The sequence below is a fragment of the Stenotrophomonas sp. YJH_SMC_54 genome (assembly GCF_059368435.1).
The window spans coordinates 31,489-56,951 of sequence record NZ_JCAFRS010000003.1 but is presented as its reverse complement, the minus strand read 5'-3'; the positions used below and the strand labels follow the sequence as shown (position 1 = coordinate 56,951).

General features: G+C 67.4%; 27 protein-coding genes. 15 read left to right on the top strand and 12 right to left on the bottom strand.

Annotated features, from left to right (window positions below):
• The first annotated feature begins 5 nt into the window (after positions 1–5).
• A complete protein-coding gene (locus tag AC5P5S_RS04400; protein WP_062605657.1) occupies positions 6–476 on the top strand; it encodes a hypothetical protein in 471 nt (156 codons plus the stop codon).
• Between the two features lie 39 nt (positions 477–515).
• Here the strand turns inward: AC5P5S_RS04400 and AC5P5S_RS04395 are convergent, their stop codons facing one another.
• From AC5P5S_RS04395 to AC5P5S_RS04370, 6 genes are all read right to left on the bottom strand, one after another.
• On the bottom strand, positions 516–1,961 hold the full coding sequence (locus AC5P5S_RS04395; RefSeq protein WP_062605655.1) for a GGDEF domain-containing protein: 1,446 nt from the start codon (positions 1,959–1,961) through the stop codon (positions 516–518).
• A gap of 188 nt (positions 1,962–2,149) precedes the next feature.
• Complete coding sequence (gene fghA / locus AC5P5S_RS04390) at positions 2,150–2,980, bottom strand: S-formylglutathione hydrolase (RefSeq protein ID WP_062605653.1); 831 nt, start codon at positions 2,978–2,980, stop codon at positions 2,150–2,152.
• Between the two features lie 63 nt (positions 2,981–3,043).
• A complete protein-coding gene (locus tag AC5P5S_RS04385; RefSeq protein WP_049450577.1) occupies positions 3,044–3,403 on the bottom strand; it encodes a YqcC family protein in 360 nt (119 codons plus the stop codon).
• An 8-nt stretch (positions 3,404–3,411) separates the two neighbouring features.
• Positions 3,412–4,521: an S-(hydroxymethyl)glutathione dehydrogenase/class III alcohol dehydrogenase gene (locus tag AC5P5S_RS04380; RefSeq protein ID WP_005411008.1), complete on the bottom strand. Its 1,110-nt coding sequence runs from the start codon at positions 4,519–4,521 to the stop codon at positions 3,412–3,414.
• Positions 4,522–4,580: 59 nt separating this feature from the next.
• Positions 4,581–4,856, bottom strand: coding sequence for a formaldehyde-responsive transcriptional repressor FrmR (gene frmR, locus AC5P5S_RS04375; RefSeq protein ID WP_005411009.1), 276 nt, complete (start codon positions 4,854–4,856; stop codon positions 4,581–4,583).
• Positions 4,857–4,926: 70 nt separating this feature from the next.
• Positions 4,927–5,832 carry a LysR family transcriptional regulator gene (locus AC5P5S_RS04370; protein WP_043034026.1) on the bottom strand — a complete coding sequence of 302 codons (906 nt, stop codon included), beginning with the start codon at positions 5,830–5,832 and terminating at the stop codon, positions 4,927–4,929.
• A gap of 129 nt (positions 5,833–5,961) precedes the next feature.
• Between AC5P5S_RS04370 and AC5P5S_RS04365 the strand changes: the two genes are divergently transcribed.
• Positions 5,962–7,065 carry an alkene reductase gene (locus tag AC5P5S_RS04365; protein WP_049433583.1) on the top strand — a complete coding sequence of 368 codons (1,104 nt, stop codon included), beginning with the start codon at positions 5,962–5,964 and terminating at the stop codon, positions 7,063–7,065.
• A 101-nt stretch (positions 7,066–7,166) separates the two neighbouring features.
• Here the strand turns inward: AC5P5S_RS04365 and AC5P5S_RS04360 are convergent, their stop codons facing one another.
• Positions 7,167–7,844 carry an SMI1/KNR4 family protein gene (locus AC5P5S_RS04360; protein ID WP_043034024.1) on the bottom strand — a complete coding sequence of 226 codons (678 nt, stop codon included), beginning with the start codon at positions 7,842–7,844 and terminating at the stop codon, positions 7,167–7,169.
• A gap of 114 nt (positions 7,845–7,958) precedes the next feature.
• Between AC5P5S_RS04360 and AC5P5S_RS04355 the strand changes: the two genes are divergently transcribed.
• A complete protein-coding gene (locus AC5P5S_RS04355) occupies positions 7,959–8,375 on the top strand; it encodes a VOC family protein (protein WP_062605856.1) in 417 nt (138 codons plus the stop codon).
• Positions 8,376–8,387: 12 nt separating this feature from the next.
• Here the strand turns inward: AC5P5S_RS04355 and AC5P5S_RS04350 are convergent, their stop codons facing one another.
• Positions 8,388–9,083 carry a DAPG hydrolase family protein gene (locus AC5P5S_RS04350; protein WP_005411014.1) on the bottom strand — a complete coding sequence of 232 codons (696 nt, stop codon included), beginning with the start codon at positions 9,081–9,083 and terminating at the stop codon, positions 8,388–8,390.
• A 76-nt stretch (positions 9,084–9,159) separates the two neighbouring features.
• Here AC5P5S_RS04350 and AC5P5S_RS04345 point away from each other — a divergent pair, with 76 nt between their 5' ends.
• Positions 9,160–9,822: a TetR/AcrR family transcriptional regulator gene (locus AC5P5S_RS04345; RefSeq protein ID WP_005411015.1), complete on the top strand. Its 663-nt coding sequence runs from the start codon at positions 9,160–9,162 to the stop codon at positions 9,820–9,822.
• Between the two features lie 146 nt (positions 9,823–9,968).
• Here AC5P5S_RS04345 and AC5P5S_RS04340 read toward each other — a convergent pair whose 3' ends face one another.
• Complete coding sequence (locus AC5P5S_RS04340; RefSeq protein WP_005411016.1) at positions 9,969–10,853, bottom strand: LysR family transcriptional regulator; 885 nt, start codon at positions 10,851–10,853, stop codon at positions 9,969–9,971.
• Between the two features lie 107 nt (positions 10,854–10,960).
• Here AC5P5S_RS04340 and AC5P5S_RS04335 point away from each other — a divergent pair, with 107 nt between their 5' ends.
• A complete protein-coding gene (locus AC5P5S_RS04335; protein ID WP_062605651.1) occupies positions 10,961–12,019 on the top strand; it encodes an NAD(P)-dependent alcohol dehydrogenase in 1,059 nt (352 codons plus the stop codon).
• 121 nt (positions 12,020–12,140) lie between these two features.
• Here the strand turns inward: AC5P5S_RS04335 and AC5P5S_RS04330 are convergent, their stop codons facing one another.
• Positions 12,141–13,505: a glutamate--cysteine ligase gene (locus AC5P5S_RS04330; RefSeq protein WP_005414465.1), complete on the bottom strand. Its 1,365-nt coding sequence runs from the start codon at positions 13,503–13,505 to the stop codon at positions 12,141–12,143.
• A 152-nt stretch (positions 13,506–13,657) separates the two neighbouring features.
• Between AC5P5S_RS04330 and AC5P5S_RS04325 the strand changes: the two genes are divergently transcribed.
• The 3 genes from AC5P5S_RS04325 to AC5P5S_RS04315 all read left to right on the top strand — a co-directional run bounded on the left by AC5P5S_RS04325 (position 13,658) and on the right by AC5P5S_RS04315 (position 16,830).
• A complete protein-coding gene (locus tag AC5P5S_RS04325; RefSeq protein WP_062605649.1) occupies positions 13,658–14,362 on the top strand; it encodes a VIT1/CCC1 transporter family protein in 705 nt (234 codons plus the stop codon).
• Entirely contained in the window at positions 14,359–15,183 is an 825-nt protein-coding gene (locus AC5P5S_RS04320; RefSeq protein ID WP_231336638.1) for a helix-turn-helix transcriptional regulator, read from the top strand. The genes AC5P5S_RS04325 and AC5P5S_RS04320 overlap by 4 nt, the downstream gene beginning before the upstream one ends.
• 675 nt (positions 15,184–15,858) lie before the next feature.
• Positions 15,859–16,830 (top strand): MBL fold metallo-hydrolase, encoded by a 972-nt coding sequence (locus tag AC5P5S_RS04315; RefSeq protein ID WP_049460192.1) that lies wholly within the window; start codon positions 15,859–15,861, stop codon positions 16,828–16,830.
• A 72-nt stretch (positions 16,831–16,902) separates the two neighbouring features.
• Here the strand turns inward: AC5P5S_RS04315 and yihA are convergent, their stop codons facing one another.
• Positions 16,903–17,505 (bottom strand): ribosome biogenesis GTP-binding protein YihA/YsxC, encoded by a 603-nt coding sequence (gene yihA, locus AC5P5S_RS04310; RefSeq protein WP_005411022.1) that lies wholly within the window; start codon positions 17,503–17,505, stop codon positions 16,903–16,905.
• Between the two features lie 156 nt (positions 17,506–17,661).
• Here yihA and AC5P5S_RS04305 point away from each other — a divergent pair, with 156 nt between their 5' ends.
• The 4 genes from AC5P5S_RS04305 (at position 17,662) to AC5P5S_RS04290 (ending at position 20,953) form a co-directional block, all read left to right on the top strand.
• Positions 17,662–18,462 (top strand): c-type cytochrome, encoded by an 801-nt coding sequence (locus AC5P5S_RS04305; RefSeq protein WP_005411023.1) that lies wholly within the window; start codon positions 17,662–17,664, stop codon positions 18,460–18,462.
• A gap of 106 nt (positions 18,463–18,568) precedes the next feature.
• Positions 18,569–19,219 (top strand): thiol:disulfide interchange protein DsbA/DsbL, encoded by a 651-nt coding sequence (locus tag AC5P5S_RS04300; protein ID WP_060380842.1) that lies wholly within the window; start codon positions 18,569–18,571, stop codon positions 19,217–19,219.
• A gap of 106 nt (positions 19,220–19,325) precedes the next feature.
• Complete coding sequence (locus tag AC5P5S_RS04295; RefSeq protein ID WP_062605647.1) at positions 19,326–20,162, top strand: thiol:disulfide interchange protein DsbA/DsbL; 837 nt, start codon at positions 19,326–19,328, stop codon at positions 20,160–20,162.
• 53 nt (positions 20,163–20,215) lie between these two features.
• Positions 20,216–20,953: an endonuclease/exonuclease/phosphatase family protein gene (locus tag AC5P5S_RS04290; RefSeq protein WP_005411026.1), complete on the top strand. Its 738-nt coding sequence runs from the start codon at positions 20,216–20,218 to the stop codon at positions 20,951–20,953.
• A gap of 111 nt (positions 20,954–21,064) precedes the next feature.
• Here the strand turns inward: AC5P5S_RS04290 and AC5P5S_RS04285 are convergent, their stop codons facing one another.
• Positions 21,065–21,934 (bottom strand): EamA family transporter, encoded by an 870-nt coding sequence (locus AC5P5S_RS04285; protein ID WP_012481254.1) that lies wholly within the window; start codon positions 21,932–21,934, stop codon positions 21,065–21,067.
• A gap of 72 nt (positions 21,935–22,006) precedes the next feature.
• Here AC5P5S_RS04285 and AC5P5S_RS04280 point away from each other — a divergent pair, with 72 nt between their 5' ends.
• The 3 genes from AC5P5S_RS04280 (at position 22,007) to fhuE (ending at position 25,381) form a co-directional block, all read left to right on the top strand.
• Positions 22,007–22,489 (top strand): Lrp/AsnC family transcriptional regulator, encoded by a 483-nt coding sequence (locus tag AC5P5S_RS04280; RefSeq protein ID WP_005411028.1) that lies wholly within the window; start codon positions 22,007–22,009, stop codon positions 22,487–22,489.
• 9 nt (positions 22,490–22,498) lie between these two features.
• Positions 22,499–23,050: a M23 family metallopeptidase gene (locus AC5P5S_RS04275; RefSeq protein WP_043034019.1), complete on the top strand. Its 552-nt coding sequence runs from the start codon at positions 22,499–22,501 to the stop codon at positions 23,048–23,050.
• A gap of 171 nt (positions 23,051–23,221) precedes the next feature.
• Positions 23,222–25,381 carry a ferric-rhodotorulic acid/ferric-coprogen receptor FhuE gene (fhuE, locus tag AC5P5S_RS04270; RefSeq protein ID WP_062605645.1) on the top strand — a complete coding sequence of 720 codons (2,160 nt, stop codon included), beginning with the start codon at positions 23,222–23,224 and terminating at the stop codon, positions 25,379–25,381.
• Positions 25,382–25,463 lie beyond the last annotated feature (82 nt).

The window sequence follows — 25,463 nt, the reverse complement described above, 5'->3', positions numbered from 1 at the left end:
CCACCATGGCCTCCCGTTCCCCGTTGTTTCCCGCGCGGGTCAACTACCGCGCCTTCGGTCGACAGTTCGGCCGCGGCGAACAGGCGCTGCTGGGCGCGATACGGCAGTTGCGCGACCCCGATCTGCAGGCCAATGGCCTTGCCCAGCTGAGCGGACTCGGGCTTGGCCAGAAGGGATGCGACGCCTTCATCGGCCTGCTGCCCCTGCTGGCCACCCCCGCCGCTCCGATCGATCTGCTGCCGGCCGGCTCTCCCTTCATTGCCGCCAGCGAGCTGGACCTGCTGGTCTGCCTGCTGCGCATCGCACAATGGCGGCATGCCCGGCCCCGCGAAGACGACACGCTGGCACCGTTGCGCCAGCAGCTGGCGCGCTGTGCGATGGCCGTGCAGGCGGCAAACCTGCCGTTGCGGCAGCGCTCGCTGTCACCGGTCGGGCTGAGGCTGCTCGATCCGACCGGCTGGCTGCGGCAGCGATAAGCCGTCGCGCCCCCCGTGTGATCGCATGCAGAGAGCTGCTCAGCAGTCCATCGTTCCGTGCGTGCTGCCCTCGTCATCCAGCACGTGCGCATGCAGGATCACCTGGTTGCGGCCAGCCCGCTTGGCGGCATACAGGCCGGCATCGGCGTCTGCCAGCAACTGATCGGCACTGGCCAGAGCCGGCGGATGCAGGTAACCCACGCCGACGCTGATGCTGACCGGGCCTTCCGGCAATGGCAGCGCTTCGACCGCTTCGCGCAGCCGCTCGGCCAGCGCCAGCACGCCCGACAACGGGCTTCCGGGCACGATGACGGCGAACTCTTCACCGCCATAACGCGCAACGCTGTCACCACCGCGACCGGCTATGGCCTTCAGCACCCCGGCCACCGCCTGCAGGCAACGATCACCGGCCGGATGGCCGTGCTGGTCGTTGAAGGCCTTGAAGTGGTCGATATCCACCAGCAGCAGGCCCAGCTCGGTGCCGCTGCGCCGTGCGCGATTCCACTCGGACGTCAGCCGTGCGTCGAACTCGCGGCGGTTGGCCACGCCGGTCAGGCCATCCTGCCGCGCCAGTTGATCCAGTGCTGCCTGGCGTTCCAGAAGATCGGTCTGCAGCAGGACGCTGCGCAGGCCGAAGCCAAGGGTGGCTACGACGAAGCCGGCAACGGCCAACGGCCGCGCATGATCGACCACCAGCGTGCCGACCACCAGCAGCAGCAATGGCAGGATGATCGGACCGGCGGCCTGCACCGTCCTCGCCAGCCGCGGGTGTGCCGTGGTGCCTGTGTCCGGCGCCGCGTCCAGCGCCAGGCAGGCGATCAGCAGGAAAGGTACGTCAATCAGCAGATCGTTGAACGCACCGAATGCATCATCGAAGGTGTAGTGGTTGATGTAATAGGCCACCAGCAGATAGGTCAGTGCGTACAGCGCCAGTGCGCGGAAGAACCTGCGCCGTTCGGGCACGTCGCCGGCCAGCCATCGCACCACGGCGAACGCGGCGATACACAGGTTCTGGATATCGAACATGCGTTGCATGTTGGACATCGCATGGGCGTCGACCTCGACACGGGCGGCGAACGATGCGGTGTGCACGAAGAACAGCACACCCAGCAGCGCCGCCATCGCCGCGTCGATCAGGCTGATGCTCAGGCGCTCGCGGCGTGCCCGCGCCAGGATGAACACCAGGGGCACGCCATACAGCACGTACAACAACAGGCTGACGCGTGGGGTGAAGTCAGCCCGGCCGGCACCCAGCGCATCCACCATGTTGAACGTCATGCCGCCGGCCCACAGCAGCAGTGCCATCGCGGTAGAACGCCAGCCCAGAGCGGCGCGGTCACGTTGCGCCCGCACCAGGCACGCGGCGGCGGCCAGCAGCGGTGCGCCGGTCAGGAAAACGAAGGAGCCTACCCCGGCGGGGCCAGGCCACAGGGCCAGCACCAGGCCATGGCACAGCACATACAGCAGCGCCAGCACTACCGGCATGCATCCCCCCGATCCGCAAGGCCGTCTACGCGCACGATAGCGCGCCGGCACGCCACAGCGGCGTGATCCACTGCGGCAAAACGACACTCCGAGTGCACCGCGATGGTAGTGCCGGCCGCTGGCCGGCAAACCCAATGAATCACAGGGCTGCAGGTTGCCAGCCAGCGGCCGGCGCTACCGGAAAGCCCTCAGCCGTGCAGGGCGCGGGCGTGGTGGGCGATGTGCTCGCCGATGAAGCTGGCGATGAAGTAGTAGCTGTGGTCGTAGCCGGGCTGCAGGCGCAGGGTCAGCGGATGGCCGGCGGCATCGCAGGCCTGCTGCAGGCGCTGCGGCTGCAACTGGGTCTGCAGGAACTCGTCCGCCTCGCCCTGGTCGACCAGCAGCGGCAGGCGCTCGTCAGCCATAGCGATCAGCTCGCAGGCATCCCATTGCGCCCAGTCGGCCGGGTTGTCGCCCAGATAGGCATGGAAGGCCTTCTGCCCCCACGGCACGTGGCTGGGCGCGACGATCGGCGAAAACGCCGACACGCTGCGATAGCGCCTGGGGTTGCGCAGCGCGATCACCAGCGCGCCATGGCCGCCCATCGAATGGCCACTGATCGCGCGCGCGTTGGTCACCGCGAAGTTCGCCTCGATCAGCGCCGGCAGCTCCTGCGCCACGTAGTCATGCATGCGGTAGTGCTTCGCCCACGGTGCGCGGGTGGCATTGAGGTAGAACCCTGCCCCCTTGCCCAGGTCGTAGCCCTCGGCATCGGCTACGTCATCACCGCGCGGGCTGGTGTCGGGCGCGACGATGATCACACCGTGCTCGGTCGCATAACGCTGCGCGCCGGCCTTGGTGATGAAGTTCTGCTCGGTGCAGGTCAGGCCGCTCAGCCAGTACAGCACCGGCAGCTTCTGTGTTTCCACCTGCGGTGGCAGGTACACGGCGAACTGCATGTCGCAGCCCAGCGTGGTCGAATGATGGCGGTAGACGTCCTGCCAGCCGCCAAAACAGGCGCGGTGTTCAATGCGTTCCATGGTGCTCTCCTGCGCGGCGCGTCAGCGCACGCGTGCTTCCGGTAGATGCCGACCTTGGTCGGCTTATCCACGCCCGGCGTGGATGCCTTGGTTGATCCGTTCATCCAGCTGTGCCAGCAGGCGCAGCAACGATTCGACGCCAGGCTGGCCGTCAAGGTTGCGATACGCCGCCACCGCCACGTCGCTGCGCGGTGGCCACTGGCCGTCGGCGCGGGCCTCGTAGAGGCGCGGCAGGAATACCTGCGCAAGCCACTGCTCGAACGGCATGCCATCGTCACTGCCGAAGGCCGAAGTCACCGCACGCGGTGGTCCCACCTCGCCGTCGACCCAGCCCAGCGCACGCAACGCCTGCTCGATCGGCGCCACCAGGGCCGCGCGCGGGTCTTCCGCACGCGGCCGGCGCAGGGCATCGAACCAGCCCATGACGCGGCTCAGTAGTGGACCACCGAACGGATCGACTTGCCTTCATGCATCAGGTCGAAGGCGTCGTTGATCTTGTCCAGGTCCATGGTGTGGGTGACGAACGGGGCCAGTTCGATATCGCCCTTCATCGCATCCTCGACCATGCCCGGCAGCTGGCTGCGGCCCTTCACGCCGCCGAAGGCGGTGCCCATCCACTTGCGCCCGGTCACCAGCTGGAACGGACGGGTGGAGATCTCCTGGCCCGAACCGGCCACGCCGATCACCACGCTCTGGCCCCAGCCACGGTGCGCGCATTCCAGCGCCGCGCGCATCACGTTGACGTTGCCGATGCACTCGAAGCTGTGGTCCACGCCCCAGGTGGTCATTTCAACGATGACCTGCTGGATCGGCTTGTCGAAATCCTTCGGATTGATGCAGTCGGTGGCACCGAATTCGCGCGCCAGCTCGAACTTGGACGGGTTGGTGTCCACCGCGATGATGCGGCCGGCCTTGGCCTGGCGCGCACCCTGGATCACCGCCAGGCCGATGCCACCGAGGCCGAACACGGCCACGCTGTCGCCTTCCTGCACCTTGGCGGTGTTGTGTACCGCGCCGATGCCGGTGGTGACGCCGCAGCCGAGCAGGCAGACATGTTCCGGGTTGGCGTCCGGGTTGATCTTCGCCAGCGAGACTTCGGCAACGACGGTGTACTCGCTGAAGGTCGAGCACCCCATGTAGTGGTACAGCGGCTCACCGTTGTAGCTGAAGCGGCTGGTGCCATCGGGCATCACACCCTTGCCCTGGGTGGCGCGCACGGCCACGCACAGGTTGGTCTTGCCGCTCTTGCAGAACAGGCACTCGCCGCACTCGGCGGTGTACAGCGGAATCACGTGGTCGCCGGGCTTGACGCTGGTCACGCCCTCGCCGACCTCCACCACGATGCCGGCACCTTCATGGCCCAGCACCACCGGGAACAGGCCTTCCGGGTCATCGCCGGACAGGGTGAACGCATCGGTGTGGCAGACACCGGTATGGGTGATCTTCACCAGCACCTCGCCTGCCTTCGGCGGGGCGACGTCGATCTCGACGATCTGCAGCGGCTGGCCGGGACCAAAGGCGACGGCGGCACGGGATTTCATGGGTGGACTCTCCAGAGACAGGCAATGACAGGATGGGCGGCGCCATGTTGCGCCATCGTTTATTTCAGGTACGAGCGGATCAACGCGCTCATGTCGCGCACGCGTTCGGCGCGTTGTTCATCGGAGGCTGCGGGTTGCCCGAACTCCTCGCGCAGATGAGCCTCCATCACCTCGGACATCAGGCCGTTGACCGCGCCACGGATGGCGGCGATCTGCTGCAGCACCGGCCCGCAGTCGGCGCCGGCTTCCAGCGCGCGGTCCAGCGCATCGCACTGGCCGCGGATGCGGCGCACGCGGGCCAGGACCTTTTTCTTCTCTTCGGGGGAGTGCGGCATGGCGGGCCACCTCGGAACTATACTGGGGGATAGTATACAAACCGGAGCCACGGACTCAATCCCGGCCGGCTCAGTCAAACAATCCCTCACCCGCCAACCGGGTCAGCTCATCCACCACGTAGCGCACCTTCGGCCGCAGGTGGCGCGTCGGTGGCCACAGCGCGTGGATATCGATGTGCCGTTGCATGTGCGCATCCAGCACCGACCGCAACGCGCCGGAATCCAGGTGGCGCCGTACCAGTGAAACCGGCATCTGGCAGATACCAAGCCCGGCGATGGCCGCCTCGATCACCGCGTCGCCGTCATTGAGTTGATACGGCGCATTCGGGATGAATGTCCCTTCGTCCTCCTCGCTACCGATCCGCCACCACACCGGTTGCCCGTGGCGGAAGCCAACAATGCTGCGGTGCCGCGCCAGTTCCTCCACCGTGCGCGGCACGCCGTGCGCCTGCAGGTACTCCGGCGATGCGCAGGTGACCAGTCGCTGGCGCCCCAGCCGCCGCGCCACCAGATGCTCGGCCTGGTGCAGCCCGCCGAAGCGGATCAGCAGGTCGATGCCTTCCTCGATGGGATCGACGAAATGATCGGTGAAGGTCATCGTCAACTGCAGGTCCGGGTACTGCCGGCACAGCCGCAACAGCACCGGCAGCACCACCAGGCGCCCGAACGAGGATGGCATGTCGATGCGCAGCCGCCCGCTGGGCAGGCCGGCCGAACCCAGGCAGGCCTCGGCGGCGGAGATTTCTTCCAGCGCCGCCGCGCACGATGCGTAGTACGCCTCGCCATCGGTGGTCAGCGCGATGCGCCGCGTGGTGCGGTGGAACAGGCGCACCCCCAGCCGCGCTTCCAGCCGGGCGATGGCCTTGCCCACCGCCGAGCGCGAGATGCCCAGCGCGTCGGCGGCCTCGGTGAAGCTGCCTGAGCGGGCCGTGGTGACGAACGTGACCAGGCCATTCAACGATTCCAGCGGCAGCATCTATCGCGCTCCATTGGGGACAAATAGTCCCGCACCCAGGGAGATCGAAGCGCTTTATGCGCCCGCATGTCAACTCCATCCTGTGTGCATCGCGCCGCTGGCGCCTTCCCCCGCACCGAGATGACCGACATGACCGCCGCCCTGTTCCGCCCCTTCGACCTTGCAGGCACTTCCCTGCGCAACCGCATCGCGATGGCGCCGATGACCCGTGCCCGCAACCCCGGAGCGGTCGCCAACGAACTCACCGCGCAGTACTACCGGCAGCGCGCCAGCGCCGGCCTGATCATCAGCGAAGGCACGCCTGTCTCGCCGCAGGGCCAGGGCTACATCGACGTGCCGGGCATCTGGTCGGCCGAGCAGGTGGCCGGGTGGAAGCGTGTCACCGAGGCGGTGCATGCCGCACAGGGCACGATCTTCGCCCAGCTCTGGCACGTCGGCCGCATGTCGCATTCCTCGCTGCAGCCCGGCGGTGGGCAACCGGTCAGCGCCGGTACCCGCCCGGTGGCCAGCGCACCGAAGAACACCTCGTTCGTGTACCTGGACGATGGCAGCCGCGGCCACGCCGATCCCACTCCGGCACGTGCACTGGAGACTGCGGAGATCCCCGGTATCGTCGACGACTTCGTGCGCGGGGCAGACAACGCCATTGCGGCCGGCTTCGACGGCATCGAACTGCATGCCGCCAACGGTTACCTGTTCGAGCAGTTCCTCAACCCGCTCATCAACCAGCGTGATGATCGCTACGGCGGCTCGCTGCCCAATCGTGCGCGCTTGATCCTGGAAACCGTCGATGCGATGGCGCAGCGTATCGGTGCGCATCGCATCGGCGTGCGCCTGGCACCGAACAACCTCACCTTCGACATGCCGTTCTACCCCGACAACGAAGCCACCTATCTGTACCTGGCCGAGGAACTGGGCAAGCGTGGGCTGGCCTACGTGCACCTCAACGACAACCTGCAGGCGGGCCGGTCGGTGCTGGGCGAGGCGTTTCTGCGGCAGTTCAGGCAGGCCTACGGTGGCACCGTCATCCTGGCAGGTGGCATGACCCGCGAACGCGCCCTGCAGCTGGTCGAAGCGGGCACCATCGACCTGGCCGCGTTCGGCCAGCCGTTCATCGCCAACCCGGATCTGGTCGAACGCCTGCAGCGCAACATCGCGTTGGCCACGCCCGACCGCAGCACCTATTACGGTGGCGGCGAAGCAGGCTACCTCGACTACCCGGCCGCGGGCTGATCCCCCACGGGGTCGGAGCCCTTTCCAACGGAAAGGGCTCTGACCCCTGTTCGGCGCACAAGGCGTCAGAGCCACGCTGCGCGCGGATCCGACCCCGGCCTTCAGGCGTCCTCGCGCACGTAGGCGAACGACTCGTCCAACCGCTCGAAGCCGATCACCTCAGCGACGATGGCCTGTGCATCCTCGTCGCTGATGTTTCCTTCAGCGATATCGTCAACGCGGGCGAACAGCCGCTGCAGGGCTGCGTACTGGTCATCGCGCAGGAACGGCTGGTGGCTCTGCAGCCAGCGCCGCAGGTTGCTGGCCAGCTCGCCGTGCGACAGCAGCGTGTACGGCCCCTGGTAGTCAGCAACGGCTTCGACCATCTTGCGGAACAGGAAATCCTGATAGCTGGCGGCCAGCACATCGGCACGATCATCGTCATGCCACGCCAGCACGACGGGGGGCTCGGCAAAGCCGGGCGCGTTGCTCCAGAAGCAGTAGCTGTCGCCGCCGCCGGTCCGCGCAAAGGGCAGCAACTGCAGGTCAGTGCGCAGGGGATTGTAATGATCCTCCGCGGTCAGCTCCTGCCACGCCTCGAGCAGTTCATCGTGTTCCAACGGCTCATAGTCCTGGGCATACAGCAGCACCGGCGGATCCGCCTGCAGCGTCGGGAATACCACCTCGGACCATTCCGGATGTGGGGCACCCCAACTCAACCGATCCGCTGCATGCAGCTGCTTGAACAGGGGCGGGAAGGACTGGCCGGTGGCCTGCTCGATGCCGGATAGCGCGCTCATGGATGTCCTTGTCGATGGAGACCGCCCAGCTTGCCCGAATCCGCGCAGGAGATGAACCGGCCGCAGCACGCGGCAGGACTAGACTGCGACCACCGGATGCCGCCCATCGCTGCCATGAACCCCACTGCCCACAGCTTCATCGTCAACCTCGACGTGCCCGACCTGGCCGCCGCCGAAGACTTCTACATCCGGGCCTTCGGCCTGCGCATCGGCCGCCGTCTCGGCCCGGGCGCCGTGGAGCTGCTCGGTGGGCCAACGCCGCTCTACCTGCTGCACAACGACGCCGGCAGCGCCGCCACCGAAGACGGCGACGTGCGCGACTACGAGCGCCATTGGACGCCGCTGCACCTGGATTGGGTGGTGGATGACATCGAAGCCGCGCTGGTACGTGCAGTCGCAGCCGGAGCGACGCTCGAGCAATCCGTGCGCGAGCGTCGCTGGGGGCACATCGCCGTGCTGGCCGATCCGTTCGGCCACGGCTTCTGCCTGATCCAGTTCAGCGGCGAAGGCTACGACGCACTGGTCGAATGACCGCTGCACCGCTCACCACGGCAACGGCACCGCTTCGCCGTTGGCGCGCTCACCGTAGTACAGCGACGGCAGCAGGCGCGAGAGGAAACTGAACTCCGTGTAGCAGTGCTTGAGCAGGCCCAGCCCGACCGCATCGCCGGCATCGCGGTGCGGATCGGTGCTGTCCAGGCCGAGCACGAAGCGGCTGCGCAGCACACAGCCAAACGGCGTATCGCGTGCGACGTGCAGCATCTGCCCGTCGCAGGGGTCAGCGTTTGCATCCAGGCGGACCTGGTCGCCGAAGCCGATGCGCGCGGCGATCACCGCCGATACATCGCCTGCATCCTGTGCCGCCTGCAGGCGCTCGGGCACCAGCAACGTGCGCGGGTCATGGAACTTCAGGCGCGCCGCCACCGGCGGAATGTCGGCCAGCGATTCCACCGCATGGATGCTGGCGCCGTGGTAGCTGCGCCCGCGCTGCCAGGCCGCGTCCCAGCCGCGATGCTCGACATGATCGACCGGATGCCACCAGCGGATGTGCTGGGTGGTCTCGAAGAAGGTGAACCACCAGTCGAGCATGCGGCCCTTGCAGCCGTGCAGATCGGTGCGCACCGCCACCAGCAGGGTGCCGTCTTCGCGGCGCTGGATGCCGGTCTCCAGATGCATCGGCGCCGGGTCGAGCAGATCGTGGTGGTCCAGCCAGGCGCGGGCGTTCACAGCGGTATCCATCGGGGTCTCCTGCGGTGTTGGGAGTCCCGACAATACGGAAACGATATTCGTTTCGCAATTGTCCGGATGCGGTAAGATGGGCGCAATGAACAGCACCACCGTGCCCGAGCCCACATCACCGACCCGCCGCCGCGGCCGCCCTGCGCGGCCGGAAGCCGAAGTCCGCCACGCCGTGCTGCAGGCCACGCTGGAACTGCTGCTGGCGCAGGGCTACGAGGCCACCACCATCGAAGCGGTGGCGGCGCACGCCGGGGTGGCGAAGAAGACCGTCTACCGCCACGCCAGCAACCGCGAGGAACTGGTTGGGTTGGCGGTGCGTGAGTGGACCGACGGCTTCGCGCCACAACTGCAGCGCGATGCGCGCAATGCCCAAGAGGTCGTGCCGTTGCTGCAGGACATCCTGCACGCGGTGTGCGCGCAGGCGCTGTCGGCGCAGGCGGTGCAGGTATTCCGCCTGCTGGCCACCGACTTTCCCGGCAAGGACGCGCTGCTGCAGGCCTATCTGGACAACGGCATCGAACGCGGCCGTGCGCTGCTGGCCGACTGGCTGGCGCGCCAGCAACAGCGTGGGCTGCTGCGCGAGGGAGATCCTGTTCGCATGGCGCGATTGCTGCTGGCGATGGCCGTGGCCGAGCCGCTGCGCGAACGCGTGATCGGTGTGGTGGCCGAGGATGCGCCGGTGGACGTGCACCTGCGCGACTGCGTGGCGTTGTTGGCGCCGGTGTTGCAGGCGCCGTAAGGTTGTTCCATCCACGCGTGGCGTGGATCTACCGGCCGGTCCCGATTCGTTGGTCGGCAATGGCCTTGCCCGGTGGGTGCCGACCGTTGGTCGGCACTGGCCTTCCACGGTGGGTGCCGACCGTTGGTCGGCACTCCTGCAGTAACTCACTCGCGCAGCATGTCCACGAACGCGCGCAACGCACCGGGCATCTGCCGCTGCTTCGGGTAGTACAGCGCGAAGCCGGCGAACGGTTCGCTCCAGTCTTCCAGCACTGCCACCATCTGGCCGGATTCGATGTACGGGCGGGCGGTGTCTTCCAGCACATAGGCCAGGCCGATGCCATCGAGTACCGCTCTGACCACGGTGCCCTGCTCGCACAGCGTCAGCCGCCCCGGTACATCGATCTCCAGCGCCTGCCCACCGCGCTCGAACTGCCACTTGTACAGATGCCCGCTGGCGAAGCGGAAGCGGATGCATTCGTGTGTGGCCAGGTCGCGCGGATGCTGTGGCGCCGGGCGCCGCCGCAGGTAGTCCGGCGAGCCGACAATCAAGCCACGCAGCGGTGGGCCCATCGGCACCGCCACCATGTCCTCGGGTACGAACTCGTGCAGGCGCACGCCGGCGTCGTAGCCTTCGGCAACGATATCGACCAGGCCATCGTTCTCGGTCAGCTCCACCCGCACGTCGGGATGGGCGTGCAGGAAGCGCGCCAGCCGTGGCCCCAACTGGGTCGGCACTGCGGCGCGGGTAGCATTGATACGCAGCAGGCCCGCCGGCGCGGCGCGGAACTGGTTCATCTCCTCCAGCGCGTCATTCACCTGGCCCAGCGCGGGCTGCAGGCGTTCCAGCAGGCGCTGCCCGGCCTCGGTCAGGGCCACGCTGCGGGTGGTGCGATGGAACAGGCCCACGCCCAACCGTTCCTCCAGCGCGCGGATGGCATAGCTCACCGCCGAGGTCGACAGCGCCAGCTCGGCGCCGGCACGGCGGAAGCTGCGGTGACGGGCGACCGCCGCGAACGCGGCCAGGTGGGTGAGATTGTCAGTGGCCATGATTGTGCAGTTTCACTTGATGAATCATGCCGATATCCGTGCTTCTTGCGGCTGGGTACGGGGCGTATTGTAAAACGCCTTTCGACAAACCCTGCCAAGGATTCCCCATGTCCCTCGCCCGTGGTTACGCCGCCCACTCCCATACCGACCCGCTGGTGCCCTTCGAGTTCGAACGCCGCGCGGTCGGCCCGGACGATGTGCGCATCGAGATTCTCTACAGCGGCATCTGCCACTCCGACCTGCACCAGGCCCGCGACGACTGGGGTGGCTCGATCTACCCGATGGTGCCGGGCCACGAGATCATCGGCCGGGTGACCGAAGTCGGCAGCAACGTCACCCGCTTCAAGGTCGGCGACCACGCCGGCGTCGGCTGCATGGTCGACTCCTGCCGCCACTGCGATGCCTGCGAGCACGACCTGGAGCAGTACTGCGCAGAGGGCGCGACCTGGACCTACAACGGCCGTGAACGCGAAAGCGGCGCGCCGACCTACGGCGGCTATTCCGACCACGTGGTGGTCGAACAGCGCTTCGTGGTGAAGGTGTCCGACACCCTCGACCTGAAGGCCGCCGCGCCGCTGCTGTGCGCCGGCATCACCACCTGGTCGCCGCTGCGCCACTGGAAGGTCGGCCCGGGCCAGAAGGTCGGCGTGATCGGCCTCGGTGGCCTCGGCCACATGGGCGTGAAGTTCGCCAAGGCACTCGGCGCGCACGTGGTGATGATCACCACCACGCCGGAAAAGGGTGCCGACGCCAAGCGCCTGGGCGCCGATGAGGTGCTGGTCTCGCGCGATGCCGCGCAGATGAAGGCGCACGCGGGCAGCTTCGACTTCCTGCTCAACACCATCCCTGTTGGCCATGACACCAATCCGTACATGGGCCTGCTCAAGCGTGAAGCCACCATGTGCCTGGTCGGCGTGCTGACCGAACTGGACCCGCCGTTGACCGGTGGCAGCGTGATCTTCGGCCGCAAGCACCTGACCGGATCGGCGATTGGAGGCATGGCTGAAACCCAGGAAATGATGGACTTCTGTGCCGAGCACGGCATCGTCAGCGATGTGGAGATGATCGACATCAAGAACGTCAACGAAGCCTGGGAACGCATGACGAAGAACGATGTGCGCTACCGCTTCGTGATCGACATGGCGACGATGAAGGACGCGGCCTGATCCAGGGCAGATGCGAAAAAGAAAAACCCCGGCAATGCCGGGGTTTTTTTCTGGTAGTGCCGGCCGCTGGCCGGCACCCCCGCCTGGCTGCCGGCCAGCGGCCGGCACTACCGCAATCCACTCAGTACGCGAATTCGCGGAACACCGGATCGACGTCGCCGTGCCAGCGGCCATGGAACAGCGCCAGCTTGCGCTCGGCCGGGGTCAGCCCGGATTCGACGATCTCCTGCAGCACGTCCAGGAACTTGCTCTCGTCCTGGCCGTCGGCATTGCGCGCCGCGCGGCGCTTGAGGCCTTCGACGGAAATCTTCACGGCTTCGCGGGCCAGGTCGCGCACCGTGCCATTGCGGAACGGCAGGCTCATCGCATGCTTCGGCACGCCGTCGCGCAGTGCATGGCGCTCGGCCAGGGTGAAGTCACGCACCAGGTCCCACGCAGCGTCCAGCGCAGCGTCGTCGTACAGCAGGCCGACCCAGAATGCCGGCAGCGCACACAGGCGGCTCCACGGACCACCATCGGCGCCGCGCATTTCCAGGTACTTCTTCAGGCGCACTTCCGGGAACGCGGTGGTCATGTGGTCCGACCAGTCGCGCAGCGTCGGCAGCGCGCCCGGCAGCACCGGCAGCCTGGCCTGCATGAAATCGCGGAAGCTCTGCCCGCTGGCGTCGTGGTAGATGCCATCGCGGTAGGAGAAATACATCGGCACGTCGAGCAGGTAATCGACATAGCGCTCGTAACCGAAGCCATCCTCGAACACGAAGTCGAGCATGCCGGTGCGGTCAGCGTCGGTGTCGGTCCAGATGTGCGAGCGGTAGCTCAGGTAGCCGTTGGGCTTGCCTTCGGTGAACGGCGAATCGGCGAACAGCGCGGTGGCGATCGGCTGCAGCGCCAGCGATACGCGGAACTTCTTCACCATGTCCGCTTCGGTGGCGTAGTCCAGGTTCACCTGTACCGTGCAGGTGCGGGTCATCATGTCCAGGCCGAGCGAACCGACCTTGGGCATGTACGAACGCATGATCTTGTAGCGGCCCTTGGGCATCCAGGGCATCTCGTCGCGCTTCCACTTCGGCTGGAAGCCCATGCCGAGGAAACCCAGCTGCAGTTCGCCGGCCACCTGTGCCACTTCGTTGAGGTGGGTGCCGGTCTCCACGCAGGTCTGGTGGATGGTCTCCAGCGCCGCGCCGGACAGTTCCAGCTGACCGGCCGGTTCCAGCGTCACCGAGGCGCCATCGCGCAGCAGGGCGATCGTGTTGCCGTTCTCCTGCACCGGCTCCCAGCCGAAGCGGACCAGGCCGTTGAGCAGCGCTTCGATGCCGCGCTCGCCTTCGAAGGTCGGCGGGCGCAGGTCATCCAGGCGGAACCCGAACTTCTCGTGCTCGGTGCCGATGCGCCACTGCGCGCGGGGCTTCTCGCCGGAGGCGATCACCTCCACCAGCTGCGAGCGGTCGGTAATGGGGGTATCGGCGACGTGGCTGGGGCTCGACAAGGGAAAGGCTCGCTGGACGGTGGCGGGGGATGTGGGGCTCGCGGCCTTCCATCGCAAGGGCGCACTATAGCGTGGCACCCCGTTGCGTCATGCGACGGTGACGGGTTTCAGCATCCTACCGACGCCCTCTTGACCCTCGTACACTCAGAGCCATGAGCCGCCATTCGCGACACCCCGAACTGCATCGCTCCGAGCGCGTCGGCTGGCTGCGAGCCGCCGTGCTGGGCGCCAACGATGGCATCGTCTCGGTGGCTGGCCTGGTGGTCGGCGTGGCCGCCAGCGGCGCCTCGGCTGCGACCATCCTGGCCACCGGCGTGGCAGGTACCGTGGCCGGCGCGATGTCGATGGCGGCGGGCGAATATGTCTCGGTGCAGACCCAGGCCGACACCGAAGCGGCCGACCTGGCAATGGAAAAGCGCGAGCTGCGCGACGATCCGCACAGCGAACTGGAGGAGCTGGCCGCGATCTACCGCCACCGCGGCCTGGAGCCTGCGCTGGCGCGGCAGGTGGCCGAACAGCTCACCGCCCACGATGCGCTGGGTGCCCACGCCCGCGACGAACTGGGCATCACCGATACCCTGCGCGCCCGCCCGCTGCAGGCAGCGCTGGCCTCGGCCGGTGCGTTCACCTGCGGTGCGGCGCTGCCAGTGCTGACCGCCCTGCTGGCGCCGGTCGACAAGGTCGCACTGATGACCACGGCCAGTACCCTGCTCGGCCTGTGCCTGACCGGCGCGGTGGCAGCCCAGGCCGGCGGCGCCCCGCCGGTACGCGGCGCGATCCGCGTGATGTTCTGGGGTGCACTGGCAATGGCCGCCGCTGCAGGCGTCGGTCGCCTGTTCGGCGCCCCGGTGACATGACCGGCATGCTGCCGCCAGTTACCGCACTGCTGGCCGAGATGGCCAGTCTGGCCGGCTGCGCACGCGCCGAAGGTTATGCGTGCATCACCGCTCGGCGCGAACATGGCGCCAGCTCGGTGGAGATTCCGCAACCGCAGTTCGCGATCCTGCTGGAAGGCCGCAAGCAGGTGCGTACCGCGCACCAGTCGCTGGAGTTCATCCCCGGCGACATCCTGCTGCTGACCCAGCGCTGCCGCATCGATGTAGTCAACACCCCCGACCCACGCAGTGGCCGCTACCTCAGCGCCATCGTGCCGCTGTGTGCCGAAGTGCTGGCGGCCGCTCGCACGCTGTGGAGCGAGGAGCTTCCCGCGCCAGGCCAGGTGATGGCGCGACTGCCGTTGATCGATCATGGCGCGGTGCTGCGCCAGTGGCGGCAATCGCTGCAGGACGGTCGTTACAGCGAAGCGCGGCTGGCCCTGGCCTCGCTGGTACTGACCTTGTGCCGGCAGGGCCACGGCAACCTGCTGCTGCCGCAGGCACCGAGCCTGGGCGAACAGATCCGCGACCGCATCGCCGCCGAACCAGCACGCGACTGGCAATCGCGCGATGTGGAAGAACAGTTCGCGTTGAGCGGCGCGACACTGCGCCGCCGTCTTGCCGCCGAGGACACCAGCCTGCGCCAGCTGCTCACCGAGGCACGGCTGGCGCATGGCATGCAGCTGCTCTACACCACGGACCTGCCGTTGAAGACCGTGGCAGCGCGCGCGGGCTACTGGTCTGCGGCGAGTTTCAGCAAGCGCTTCGCCGAGCAGTACGGACTGGCTCCCACAGACATTTGAGGGGTTCGGCAGGGCTTGCAGCCCTGCACCCGCCGAAGCGAGAGCAAGAGCCGGAGCAACAGCAACAGCAACAGCGTGCATTCCGTGGGATGGCGGGGCGGTGTGGGTGGGCAGGACACGCCGTAAACCCGTCCCTGGGGGCTCGATGGCGCCATCCATGGCGCCAACGGTCCTGCCCACCCACACCGCCCCACCTTCGACAGGTTCACTCGGCTGTTGGCAACTGCGGCTTTGTTCCGCGCGGCTGTTGGTAGGTGTCGACCTTGGTCGACACATCTGTCACATATCGAATGAGTCATCCACGCATGGCGTGGATCTACTGTATCGACCAAGGTCGACACCCACCGGGGCAATACGTCGTTCCAACAGATCGCGGAAAACTGTCGAAGGCGGGGTGGGTCCGGTTGCGGGGGCGTGAGCCGCATGGATGCGGCGACCGAGCTTACATGGATGTACTTGCAGCGTCCCCCGCAACCGGACCCACCCCGCCATCCCACAGGAAACCAGTTTTTGACGTTGCTTTGGCTGCGGCCGTTGCCTCTGCGGGTGCAGGGCGCAGCCCTGCAGACAACACCCCTTCCCTGAGCATTCCGCGCAGTGGTTTGAGCGCCGTGCACACGCCGGCCACGGCACTCTGGGCACAACGGAACCGCCCGTCATCCACCGAGAACCGCCATGACCCTGCGTCCCCTGCCGCTGCGCGGCGCCCTGCTGCTGGCCCTGTCGTCCCTGCCGCTGGTCGCGCTGGCCAAGGCCACTTCGCCCGCCCCCACCCAGCAGGTGCCCGGCGTCTATCACCAGCGCATCGGTGCGCTGCAGGTCACCGCCCTGTTCGACGGCGTGGTCGCGCTCGGCCGGCAGGAAGTGGTGGACGTGCCGCCGACGCTGGTCAGCCGCCTGCTGGAAGGCCGCTACGTGCCGGAAGACAAGAAGGGCCTGCAGACCGCGATCAATGCGTTCCTGATCCGCCAGGGCAACCACCTGACCCTGGTCGACACCGGCACCGCGCAGTGCTTCGGCCCCGGCCTGGGCCAGGTGCTGGGCAATCTGCGCGCCTCCGGCGTGGACCCGGCCGAGGTGGATGGGGTGCTGCTGACCCACGCCCATCCGGACCACCTGTGCGGCGTACTCGACGCGCAGGGCAAGCCGGCCTACCCCAATGCCACGGTGTGGCTGTCCAAGGCGGATGCCGATTACTGGCTCAACCCGGCCAGCGAGGCCACCGCGCCGACGGGCGTGCGCTTCGCCTTCCCGCTGGCACGCAATGCGGTCGCGCCATACCAGGCCAGCGGCCACCTGCGCACCTTCAGCCCCGGCGACGCCCTGCCCGGCGGCGCGGTGGCGATGGACACCCATGGCCATACGCCCGGCCATGTCTCTTACCGGTTCGACAGCCAGGGCCAGTCACTGCTGGTATGGGGTGATGTGCTGCACTTCCATGCGGTGCAGTTCGCGCACCCGGAGGCGGCATTCGAGGCCGATTCGGACCGCACAGCGGCCATCGCCAGCCGTCGCGGGCTGCTGCAGCAGGCCACCGCCAACGGCTGGTGGGTGGCCGGTGCGCACCTGCCGTTCCCCGGCCTGGGCCATGTGCGTGGCGAGGGTAAGGCCTATGCGTGGGTGCCGGCGGAGTATTCGCCGTTGTGAGGGTGTGCCGATCAAGGTCGGCACCCACCGATCGGGTAGCGCCCGGGTGCCAGCCGGGCGACCGGAAATGCCTTACTCCAGCCCCAGCCAGCCGCCGATCACGCCGCGGGCCTCGTCCACGCCGGTACGGTCTTCGCCGGAGAACACCTGCACGCTGACGCTGTCGCCGTAGGCCGATTGCAGTTCCTTGCGCACCTTCTGCAGGGACTGCATCTGCTGGCTGCGGCTGAGCTTGTCGGCCTTGGTCAGCAGGGCGTGCGCCGGCAGGCCGCGCTGCACGGCGTAGGACAGCATCTGCCGGTCGTAGTCCTTCAGCGGATGGCGGATGTCCATCACCACCACCAGCCCCTTCAGGGCTTCGCGGGTGCGGAAATACTTGTCGATGAAGGCCTGCCAGTGCGCCTGCAGGTCCAGCGGCACCTTTGCATAGCCATAACCTGGCAGGTCGACCAGATGCGCTTCCGGGGTGACCTGGAAGAACACCAGCTGCTGGGTACGGCCAGGGGTCTTGGAGACACGGGCCAGGGCGTTCTGGCGGGTCAGCGCGTTGAGCGCACTGGACTTGCCGGCGTTGGAGCGGCCGGCGAAGGCCACTTCGGCCCCTTCGTCGGGCGGCAGCTGCCGCACGTTGTGGGCCGAAAGGTGGTAACGGGCGCGTTCGATGAGCAATGACATGTGCCTAGGATCGCATGTTGCGGCGCCGCGCGCCCGTGCCGGCGGCCTCTGCGGGCATTTTGCTGCACTGCTGCGTTGACCGTGCGCGGAAACGGCGTTGATAATCCGGGCGATGCCGGCGGCCACCGCCCGGCCCGGTCCATACGGAGCTTCAGCATGCGCCACGCTCGCGTTCTTGCCGTATCCGCCCTTGCCACTGCTGTAGTCGTTGCCGCTGCTGCGTTCGCGCAGACTACGTTGACCCCGCTGCCCGACAACGGGCCGATCAACACCGCCTCGCTGGAGGTGGATTTCAGCAAGACCCACTGGGGCGATGCCAAGGCCGGCCAGACCAAGGCCTCGGCCTGCGCGGCCTGCCATGGCGCCGACGGCAATTCCACGGTGGAGATGTACCCGTCCATCGCCGGCCAGAGCGAACGCTACGTCGCCCAGCAGATGGCCCTGATCGCCAATGGGCAACGCAGTTCCGGCGCGGCGGTGGCGATGGTGCCATTCGTACAGAACCTCACCCCGCAGGACATGCGCGATATCGGCGCGTTCTTCGCCACGCAGAAGGCCACCGCCGGCATCGCCGATGACACGGCAGTCACCGACGGCCCGTACAAGGGCATGAAGTTCTACGAGATTGGCCAGCAGCTGTACCGTGGCGGCGACGCCAAGCGCGGCCTGCCGGCCTGCATGGCGTGCCACGGCCCCAGCGGTGCCGGTAATCCGGGTCCGGCCTATCCGCACATCGGTGGTCAGCACGCCAGCTATGTCGCGCGCCGCCTGCAGGAATACCAGGCCGGCCAGACCAACGAGACCGACAAGGCCCACTTCCAGATCATGGCGACAGTCGCGCAGAAGCTGAGCGAGCAGGAGGTGCAGGCGCTGTCGAGCTACCTGCAGGGCCTGCACAACAAGGCCGACGATGTGGCCACTGCCCCCCCGTCGGCGCAACCGGCTGCCGCCCCCTGACCACCACTGGTCGGCCCGGGCCGCCACCACGGCCCGCGCCTGCGGTATGTTTCCTTCACGCCGGCGACCGCGCCGGCGTTGCTTTTTTCAACGGAGATGCGTGTCGATGAGGTTGATTTCCCGCCTGCTGTTGTCCGTGCTGGTGCTGCTGCCGCTGGTAGCCTGCGCCGCTACCCCCGCCAATGCCCCGCTGGTCGAGGGCAAAGACTACGAGCGCATCGCCCAGCCGGGCCCGTTCCAGCCGCTGGCCGGCAAGATCGAGGTGGTCGAGGTCTTCGGCTATACCTGCCCGCATTGCGCCCACTTCGAACCGCAGCTGGAAGCCTGGGCGGCCAAGCTGCCGGCCGACGTGCGCTTCACCCCGGTCCCGGCTGCCTTCGGTGGCGCCTGGGATGCCTGGGCACTGGCCTACTACGCCGCCGACGAGGTCGGCGTGGCCAAGCGCAGCCACGCTGCCGTGTTCAAGGCCCTGCACGAGCAGGGATCGCTGCCGATGCAGAACGTCTCGGCCGATGAGCTCGCCACCTTCTACAAGGCGTATGGCGTGACCCCGGACCGTTACCTGCAGGCCCTGCGCGGCGACGCCGTACAGAAGAAGGTCGATGCCGCGCGCGCGTTCGCCCAGCGCACCAGGATCCCGGGGACCCCGGCGCTGATCATCAACGGCCAGTACCTGGTGCGTGGCAACAGCTTCGACGACCAGCTGCGCATCGCCTCGGCGCTGATCGCCCAGGCCCGCGCTGCCCGCGGCCGCTGAACCAACACCCACCACCGACACGGCGCTGTCGCCGCCGCATGTCATCATTTCCCTCTGGCCGGCGCCTGGCGCCGGCCCCACCATTCCAGATGCTGGAGACGTTTCCATGAAGATCCGTTACGCCCTCGCCCTCGCAGCGCTGCTGCCGATCCTGGTTGCCTGCAAGGCTGATGACGGCAGCACCAACACCACTGCGGCCCCGGCCGAACCGGCTGCAGCACCGGCAGCCACCACCGAACCGGCTGCTGCGCCGGCGGCGGGCAGCGAAGGCGCCGCGCCGGCTGCCGCTGAAGGCGAGAAGGCCCCGGCCGAAACTGCTCCGGCCACCGCACCGGCCCCGACCACCGCCGCACTGACCGGCCCGGCCCCGGTGGAAGGTGCCGACTACCAGGTGATCCCGAACGGCCAGCCGTTCCAGCCGGCCACCGGCAAGATCGAAGTGACCGAGATCTTCGGCTACGTCTGCCCGGCCTGCGCCGCATTCCAGCCGCTGGTCGGCCCATGGAAGGCCGGCCTGCCGAGCGACGTGAACTTCGTCTACGTGCCGGCCATGTTCGGCGGCACCTGGGATGACTACGCCCGTGCCTTCTACGCCGCGCAGACCCTGGGCGTGCAGGAGAAGACCCACGAAGCGCTGTACGCCGCCATCCACTCGCAGAAGACCCTGAAGGGCGAGCGCGGCCGTGATTCGGTGGAAGACATCGCCAAGTTCTACGGTGCCTACGGCGTGGATCCGAAGCAGTTCGCCGCCACCATGGGCAGCTTCGCGGTGAATGCCAAGACCAACTCGGCCAAGCAGTTCGCGCAGCGCAGCCAGATCAGCGGCACCCCGTCGATCATCGTCAACGGCAAGTACCTGGTGAAGGGCAAGAGCTTCCCGGACATGCTGCGCATCGCCGACCACCTGATCGCCCGCGAACGCGGTGCGGCTCAGGCTCACTGATCCAAGAGAAGCGTTTCCCGGCCGTGAATTCCCCCCGTACACGGACCCTGCGCTTGCTGACGGCCAACATCCAGGCCGGCTCAAGTACCCGCCGCTACAGCGACTATGTGACCCGCAGCTGGTCACATGCGCTGCCGGCGGGTCGCAAGCGCAGCAGCCTTGACGCGATCGCCACCTTGGCGCGCGACCATGACATCGTCGGCCTGCAGGAGGCCGACCCGGGCAGCCTGCGCTCGGGCTTCACCAACCAGACCCACTATTTGGCCCAGCGCGCCGGCTTCAATTACTGGAGCCACCAGCCGAACCGGCGCATGGGTGGGGTCGCCTCCAGCGCCAACGGCCTGTTGAGCAAACTGGAACCGGTTGAAGTGCAGGATCACGCCCTGCCCGGCCGCATCGGCGGGCGCGGCGTGCTGCTGGCCAAGTTCGGCGACGGCGCCGATGGCCTGGCGGTGGCAGTGGCGCATCTGTCGCTGGGCGCGGGATCGCGGATGTCGCAGCTGGGCTTCATCGCCGAGCTGTTGTCCGACCACCCCAACGCAGTACTGATGGGCGACTTCAACTGCCTGGCCGAGCGCCCGGAAATGCAGGTGCTGTACCAGAAGACCCGGCTGCAGCCCCCGGGCTGCATCGTGCCGACCTTCCCCAGCTGGCGCCCCGATCGCGCCATCGACCACATCCTGGTCAGCAGCGGCCTGCAGACCCGCACCGTGGAAGCCGTACCGGCCGCGTTCTCCGATCACCTCGCCCTGGCGATGCAGATCGACGTCCCGGCCGACGCCCTGCGCTGACTCGCCGTTACGGTAGGTGCGGACCGTTGGTCCGCACGCTCTGCGCCGGGCGCCGCCCGGCGCCCCCTAAATCGGGGCATAAACGACTTAATCCCCTCCGTCCCCTTTTTTTCAGGCGGTGACGGGTGCCTTCAGGCGCCGCGCGGTCATCGTGCTGCCCACCGAGGCCAACACCGTGCAGCCGATCGCCAGCCACTGCAGCCCGTGCAGGTGCTCGTGCAGCAACAGCATCGCCCACAGCGCGGCCACCGCCGGCTCCATGCTGATCAGGATGCCGAAGGTCTCCTTCGGCAGGCGCTTGAGCGCCATCATTTCCAGCGACATCGGGATCGCGCTGGACACCAGTGCCACCAGCAGGCCCGCCGCCAGGATCTTCGGGTCGAGCAGCGCGGCACCGGCATGCACCACGCCCACCGGTACCACCACCAGAGACGCCGCCAGCAGCCCCAGCGAGACCGAGTGCCCGGCATGCAGATGACCGGCACGCTTGCCGAACACGATGTACAGGCCCCAGCAGGCCGCAGCGCCCATCGCGTACAGCACGCCGGCCGGGTCCAGCGCGGGGCCACCGCCGATCGGCAGCAGCAACAGCAGCCCCACCGCCGCGCAGCCTACCCAGAGGAAATCGATCGGGCGTCGTGATGACAGCATCGCCACCGTCAGCGGCCCGGTGAACTCGATGGCCACCGCGATGCCGAAGGGAATCGTGCGCAGGGCCATGTAGAACAGCAGGTTCATCAGCCCCAGGGTGAGCCCGTAGCGCAGGATGGTGATTGCATCCACGCGGCTGGTCTTCCAGCGCCATGGTCGCCAGAACAGCAGCAGCAACAGCGCTGAAAAGCCCACGCGCAGCGCGCTGGTGCCCTGCGCACCGATCAGCGGGAACAGGTGTTTTGCGTAGGAAGTGCCGATGGCCAGCGAGGTGACCGAGCCGAGCACCGCCAGCGCCGGCAACATCGGCGCAAGTCGTGAGGTCTGCATCCGCAAAGTCTATTGCGTCGGCGCCGAGCACTTGGCTCAATTGACAGCCTGTTCGTGCAACTTCTGCTCGCCATGGCCATCGCTCCCGTGCTCGACAGTTTCGACCGCGCCATCCTCGACCTCCTGCAGCGGGACAACACCCTGCCGCAGCGCGAAATCGCCGAGTCCGTGCACCTGTCCACCCCGGCCGTGCAACGGCGCATCAAGCGCCTGCAGGACAGTGGCGTGATCGCGGCCAACGTGGCGGTGGTCGCCGCAGCCAAGATCGGTCGGCCGCTGACCATCATCGTCGAGGTGCGCGTGGTCAGCGAGCAGCGCGACCGCGTGGCGCCGTTCAGGCGCCGCGTGCAGGACGACCCTGCGGTGCAGCAGTGCTACTCCATCACCGGCGATGGCGATTTCCTGCTGCTGCTTTCGGCGGCGTCGATGGAAGAGTACGAGGCCATCACCGAGCGGTTGTTCGGCGGCGATGACAACATCGAGCGCTTCCGCACCTCGGTGGCACTGGGCACGTTGAAGCGGAGTTTCGAGGTCCCGCTGACACCGGTTCTGTAGCGTCGAGCCATGAATACACCGTCCTCCCACGCCCACCGCCTGCGCCGCTGGTTGCTGCGTGGCCTGTGGCTGGCCATTGCGCTCGTCGCGGCGATGACGCTGTGGAACAGCCCATGGGCGGTCGCACCGAAGATGCTGTGGGCGCTCTCGCGGATGCCGCCGGCCACGCAACTACCGGTGCCGGTGGACGGCGTGCGGCCACGCCAGATCGCCGATACCTTCGGCGCGCCACGTGGCCGTGACCGCTCCCACGCCGGCATCGACATCTTCGCCAAACGCGGCACCCCAGTGCGCAGCGCCACGGCCGGTGTCGTCGCGGATGTCAGCGAACGCGGGCTCGGCGGGCGTCAGGTCTGGGTGATCGGGCCTGGGCGCGAACGCTACTACTACGCGCATCTAGAGGACTGGGCCGACGGCCTGGCACGCGGCCAGGTGGTGCAGCCTGGCGATCTGCTCGGCCATGTCGGCGACAGCGGCAACGCCAAGGGCACGCCGCCGCACCTGCACTGGGGCGTCTACGGCACCGACGGCGCGCGAAACCCGCTGCCATTGCTGCGCTGACTGCCACTGCACACCCGCAGACCGATCTGTTCATGATTTGTAAATAGGAATAGTTCGTATTACCATTTCTTTCGTTTCCGGTGGTGCCAGGACGGCCTGCCCGTCCGTTTCCCACCCGTAGCGCCTCGCCTCTGGATGCCGGCCGAGCGCGCGTGCTCGTCCAGGACCCCCATGACCCGTTCCGTCTTCCGTACGCCGCAGCCACAACGGCTGTCCGTTGCCGTGCTCGCCGTTCTCTGCGCCGTGGCCCCGGCCGCCTTCGCCGAAACCGCCGCCGATCCGACCAACCTCGACAAGGTGGTGGTGAAGGGTGAACGCGCCGAAGGCTATTCGGTGCGCCGCACCTCGGCCGGTACCCGCTTTGACCTGGCCCCGCGCGAGATCCCGCAGTCGATCAGCATCATCAGCCACCAGCGCATCGAAGATCAGAACCTGGACGACATCATCGACGTGCTGGCCAACACCACCGGCGTGACCAGCACCCAGTCCGACAGCGAACGCACCGAGTTCTACGCGCGCGGTTTCTACATCGATGCCTACCAGTTCGATGGCCTGCCGACGCAGATGGTGCAGAACTGGAGCTACGGTGATTCCGGCCTGGACCTGGCGCTGTACGACCGCGTGGAAGTGGTGCGTGGTGCCACCGGCCTGCTCAGTGGTGCCGGCAATCCGTCCGCGTCGGTGAACCTGATCCGCAAGCATGCCGACAGCGCCGAACTGACCGGCAGCGTGTCGGTGAACGTCGGCAGCTGGGGCCGTACCCGCACCACCGTTGACGTGGGTAGCGCGCTCAACGCCAGCGGCACCGTGCGCGGCCGCGTGATCGGCAGCTACCTGGACACCGACGGCCAGATGGACCGCTACAACCAGCGCAAGACGCTGGGCTATGCGGTCATCGACGCCGACCTGACCCCGGACACCCAGCTGAGCGTGGGCTACGACTACCAGCAGAAGCGCGCCAACGGCGCGACCTGGGGCGGCTTCCCGATGCTGTACTCCGATGGCTCGCGCACCGGCTATGACGAATCGTTCAACGCCAGCCCGAACTGGACCTACTGGGACACCACCAGCAAGCGCGCGTTCGCCACCCTGCAGCACGCCTTCAGCAATGGCTGGAAGTTCAAGGTCGGTGCCACGCACGATGAGACCAAGGCCGACGACAAGCTGTTCTACCCGGCATACAACGACTGGACCACGGGCGCATCGAACTTCGACAGAACCAACGGCACGGGCATCTCGCCTTCCGCGGGTTTCTACAACACCGAGCGCAAGGTCACCGGTGTTGATGGCTACGTTGACGGTCCGTTCCAGCTGTTCGGCCGCGAGCACCAGTTCATGGCCGGACTGAGCTACAACAAGCGAGACTATGCCAACTATGGCGACTACCAGGTCGGTGGCGCCGGCAAGACCTGGGACCCGTTCACCAGCTACCTGCACTGGACCGGCAACATCAGCGAGCCGAACTGGAACCCGCTGGCACTGGCCAGCCAGGGCACCATCACCCAGAAGGCCGGTTACGCCGCCGCACGCCTGTCACTGGCCGATCCGTTGAAGCTGATCATCGGCGCCCGCTACACCGACTGGAAGAGCGAAGGCGAAGGCGCCGACCGCGCACACAAGGTCACCACGCCGTATGCAGGGCTGGTGTTCGACATCAACGATACGTACTCGACCTACGCCAGCTACACCGAGATCTTCCAGCCGCAGACGCTGAAGGATCGCGACGGCAGCTATCTCGATCCGGTCGATGGCAAGAACTACGAGGTGGGCGTCAAGGGGGCATGGTTCGACAACCGCCTGAATGCCTCGCTGGCGGTGTTCCGCATCGAACAGGACAACGTCGGCCAAGCCACCGGCGAGCCGGTGCAGGGCAGCCCGAACGAGTTCGCCTATCGCGCCGCACGCGGCACCGTCAGCCGTGGCTTCGAGTTCGAGGTGAACGGTGAACTGGCACCGGGCTGGAATGCCACCTTCGGCGCCTCGCGCTACGTGGCCAAGGACATCAACGACGCCGACATCAACACCAACCTGCCGCAAACCGCCCTGAAGCTTTTCACCAGCTACACCCCGCAGTCGCTGCAGGAACTGACCGTCGGTGGCGGCGCCAACTGGCAGAACCGCATCTACTACCCGGTACCTGCCTACGGCCGCATCAAGCAGAGTGGCTATGCACTGGTCAGCGCCTTCGTGCGCTACCGCATCTCGCCGGAGTTCAGCGTGCAGGCCAACCTCAACAACCTGCTGGACAAGAAGTACCTGTCGCAGATCAACGGCTACGGTGCGTATGGCGATGGCCGCAACGGCTCGCTGACGTTCACCTGGTCGTTCTGATCCAACCGGCGTTGTAGCGTCGAGCCATGCTCGACTCGATCATCCAGGACAGTCGAGCATGGCTCGACGCTACAACGGCGCC

What these genes read in the sequence shown, in the direction of transcription:
- AC5P5S_RS04400 (WP_062605657.1), top strand. Translation starts at nt 6, where the DNA reads ATGGCCTCCCGTTCCCCGTTGTTTCCCGCGCGGGTCAACTACCGCGCC.
- AC5P5S_RS04395 (WP_062605655.1), bottom strand. Translation starts at nt 1,961, where the DNA reads ATGCCGGTAGTGCTGGCGCTGCTGTATGTGCTGTGCCATGGCCTGGTG.
- fghA (WP_062605653.1), bottom strand. Translation starts at nt 2,980, where the DNA reads ATGGAACGCATTGAACACCGCGCCTGTTTTGGCGGCTGGCAGGACGTC.
- AC5P5S_RS04385 (WP_049450577.1), bottom strand. Translation starts at nt 3,403, where the DNA reads ATGGGCTGGTTCGATGCCCTGCGCCGGCCGCGTGCGGAAGACCCGCGC.
- AC5P5S_RS04380 (WP_005411008.1), bottom strand. Translation starts at nt 4,521, where the DNA reads ATGAAATCCCGTGCCGCCGTCGCCTTTGGTCCCGGCCAGCCGCTGCAG.
- frmR (WP_005411009.1), bottom strand. Translation starts at nt 4,856, where the DNA reads ATGCCGCACTCCCCCGAAGAGAAGAAAAAGGTCCTGGCCCGCGTGCGC.
- AC5P5S_RS04370 (WP_043034026.1), bottom strand. Translation starts at nt 5,832, where the DNA reads ATGCTGCCGCTGGAATCGTTGAATGGCCTGGTCACGTTCGTCACCACG.
- AC5P5S_RS04365 (WP_049433583.1), top strand. Translation starts at nt 5,962, where the DNA reads ATGACCGCCGCCCTGTTCCGCCCCTTCGACCTTGCAGGCACTTCCCTG.
- AC5P5S_RS04360 (WP_043034024.1), bottom strand. Translation starts at nt 7,844, where the DNA reads ATGAGCGCGCTATCCGGCATCGAGCAGGCCACCGGCCAGTCCTTCCCG.
- AC5P5S_RS04355 (WP_062605856.1), top strand. Translation starts at nt 7,959, where the DNA reads ATGAACCCCACTGCCCACAGCTTCATCGTCAACCTCGACGTGCCCGAC.
- AC5P5S_RS04350 (WP_005411014.1), bottom strand. Translation starts at nt 9,083, where the DNA reads ATGGATACCGCTGTGAACGCCCGCGCCTGGCTGGACCACCACGATCTG.
- AC5P5S_RS04345 (WP_005411015.1), top strand. Translation starts at nt 9,160, where the DNA reads ATGGGCGCAATGAACAGCACCACCGTGCCCGAGCCCACATCACCGACC.
- AC5P5S_RS04340 (WP_005411016.1), bottom strand. Translation starts at nt 10,853, where the DNA reads ATGGCCACTGACAATCTCACCCACCTGGCCGCGTTCGCGGCGGTCGCC.
- AC5P5S_RS04335 (WP_062605651.1), top strand. Translation starts at nt 10,961, where the DNA reads ATGTCCCTCGCCCGTGGTTACGCCGCCCACTCCCATACCGACCCGCTG.
- AC5P5S_RS04325 (WP_062605649.1), top strand. Translation starts at nt 13,658, where the DNA reads ATGAGCCGCCATTCGCGACACCCCGAACTGCATCGCTCCGAGCGCGTC.
- AC5P5S_RS04320 (WP_231336638.1), top strand. Translation starts at nt 14,359, where the DNA reads ATGACCGGCATGCTGCCGCCAGTTACCGCACTGCTGGCCGAGATGGCC.
- AC5P5S_RS04315 (WP_049460192.1), top strand. Translation starts at nt 15,859, where the DNA reads ATGACCCTGCGTCCCCTGCCGCTGCGCGGCGCCCTGCTGCTGGCCCTG.
- yihA (WP_005411022.1), bottom strand. Translation starts at nt 17,505, where the DNA reads ATGTCATTGCTCATCGAACGCGCCCGTTACCACCTTTCGGCCCACAAC.
- AC5P5S_RS04305 (WP_005411023.1), top strand. Translation starts at nt 17,662, where the DNA reads ATGCGCCACGCTCGCGTTCTTGCCGTATCCGCCCTTGCCACTGCTGTA.
- AC5P5S_RS04300 (WP_060380842.1), top strand. Translation starts at nt 18,569, where the DNA reads ATGAGGTTGATTTCCCGCCTGCTGTTGTCCGTGCTGGTGCTGCTGCCG.
- AC5P5S_RS04295 (WP_062605647.1), top strand. Translation starts at nt 19,326, where the DNA reads ATGAAGATCCGTTACGCCCTCGCCCTCGCAGCGCTGCTGCCGATCCTG.
- AC5P5S_RS04285 (WP_012481254.1), bottom strand. Translation starts at nt 21,934, where the DNA reads ATGCAGACCTCACGACTTGCGCCGATGTTGCCGGCGCTGGCGGTGCTC.
- AC5P5S_RS04280 (WP_005411028.1), top strand. Translation starts at nt 22,007, where the DNA reads ATGGCCATCGCTCCCGTGCTCGACAGTTTCGACCGCGCCATCCTCGAC.
- AC5P5S_RS04275 (WP_043034019.1), top strand. Translation starts at nt 22,499, where the DNA reads ATGAATACACCGTCCTCCCACGCCCACCGCCTGCGCCGCTGGTTGCTG.
- fhuE (WP_062605645.1), top strand. Translation starts at nt 23,222, where the DNA reads ATGACCCGTTCCGTCTTCCGTACGCCGCAGCCACAACGGCTGTCCGTT.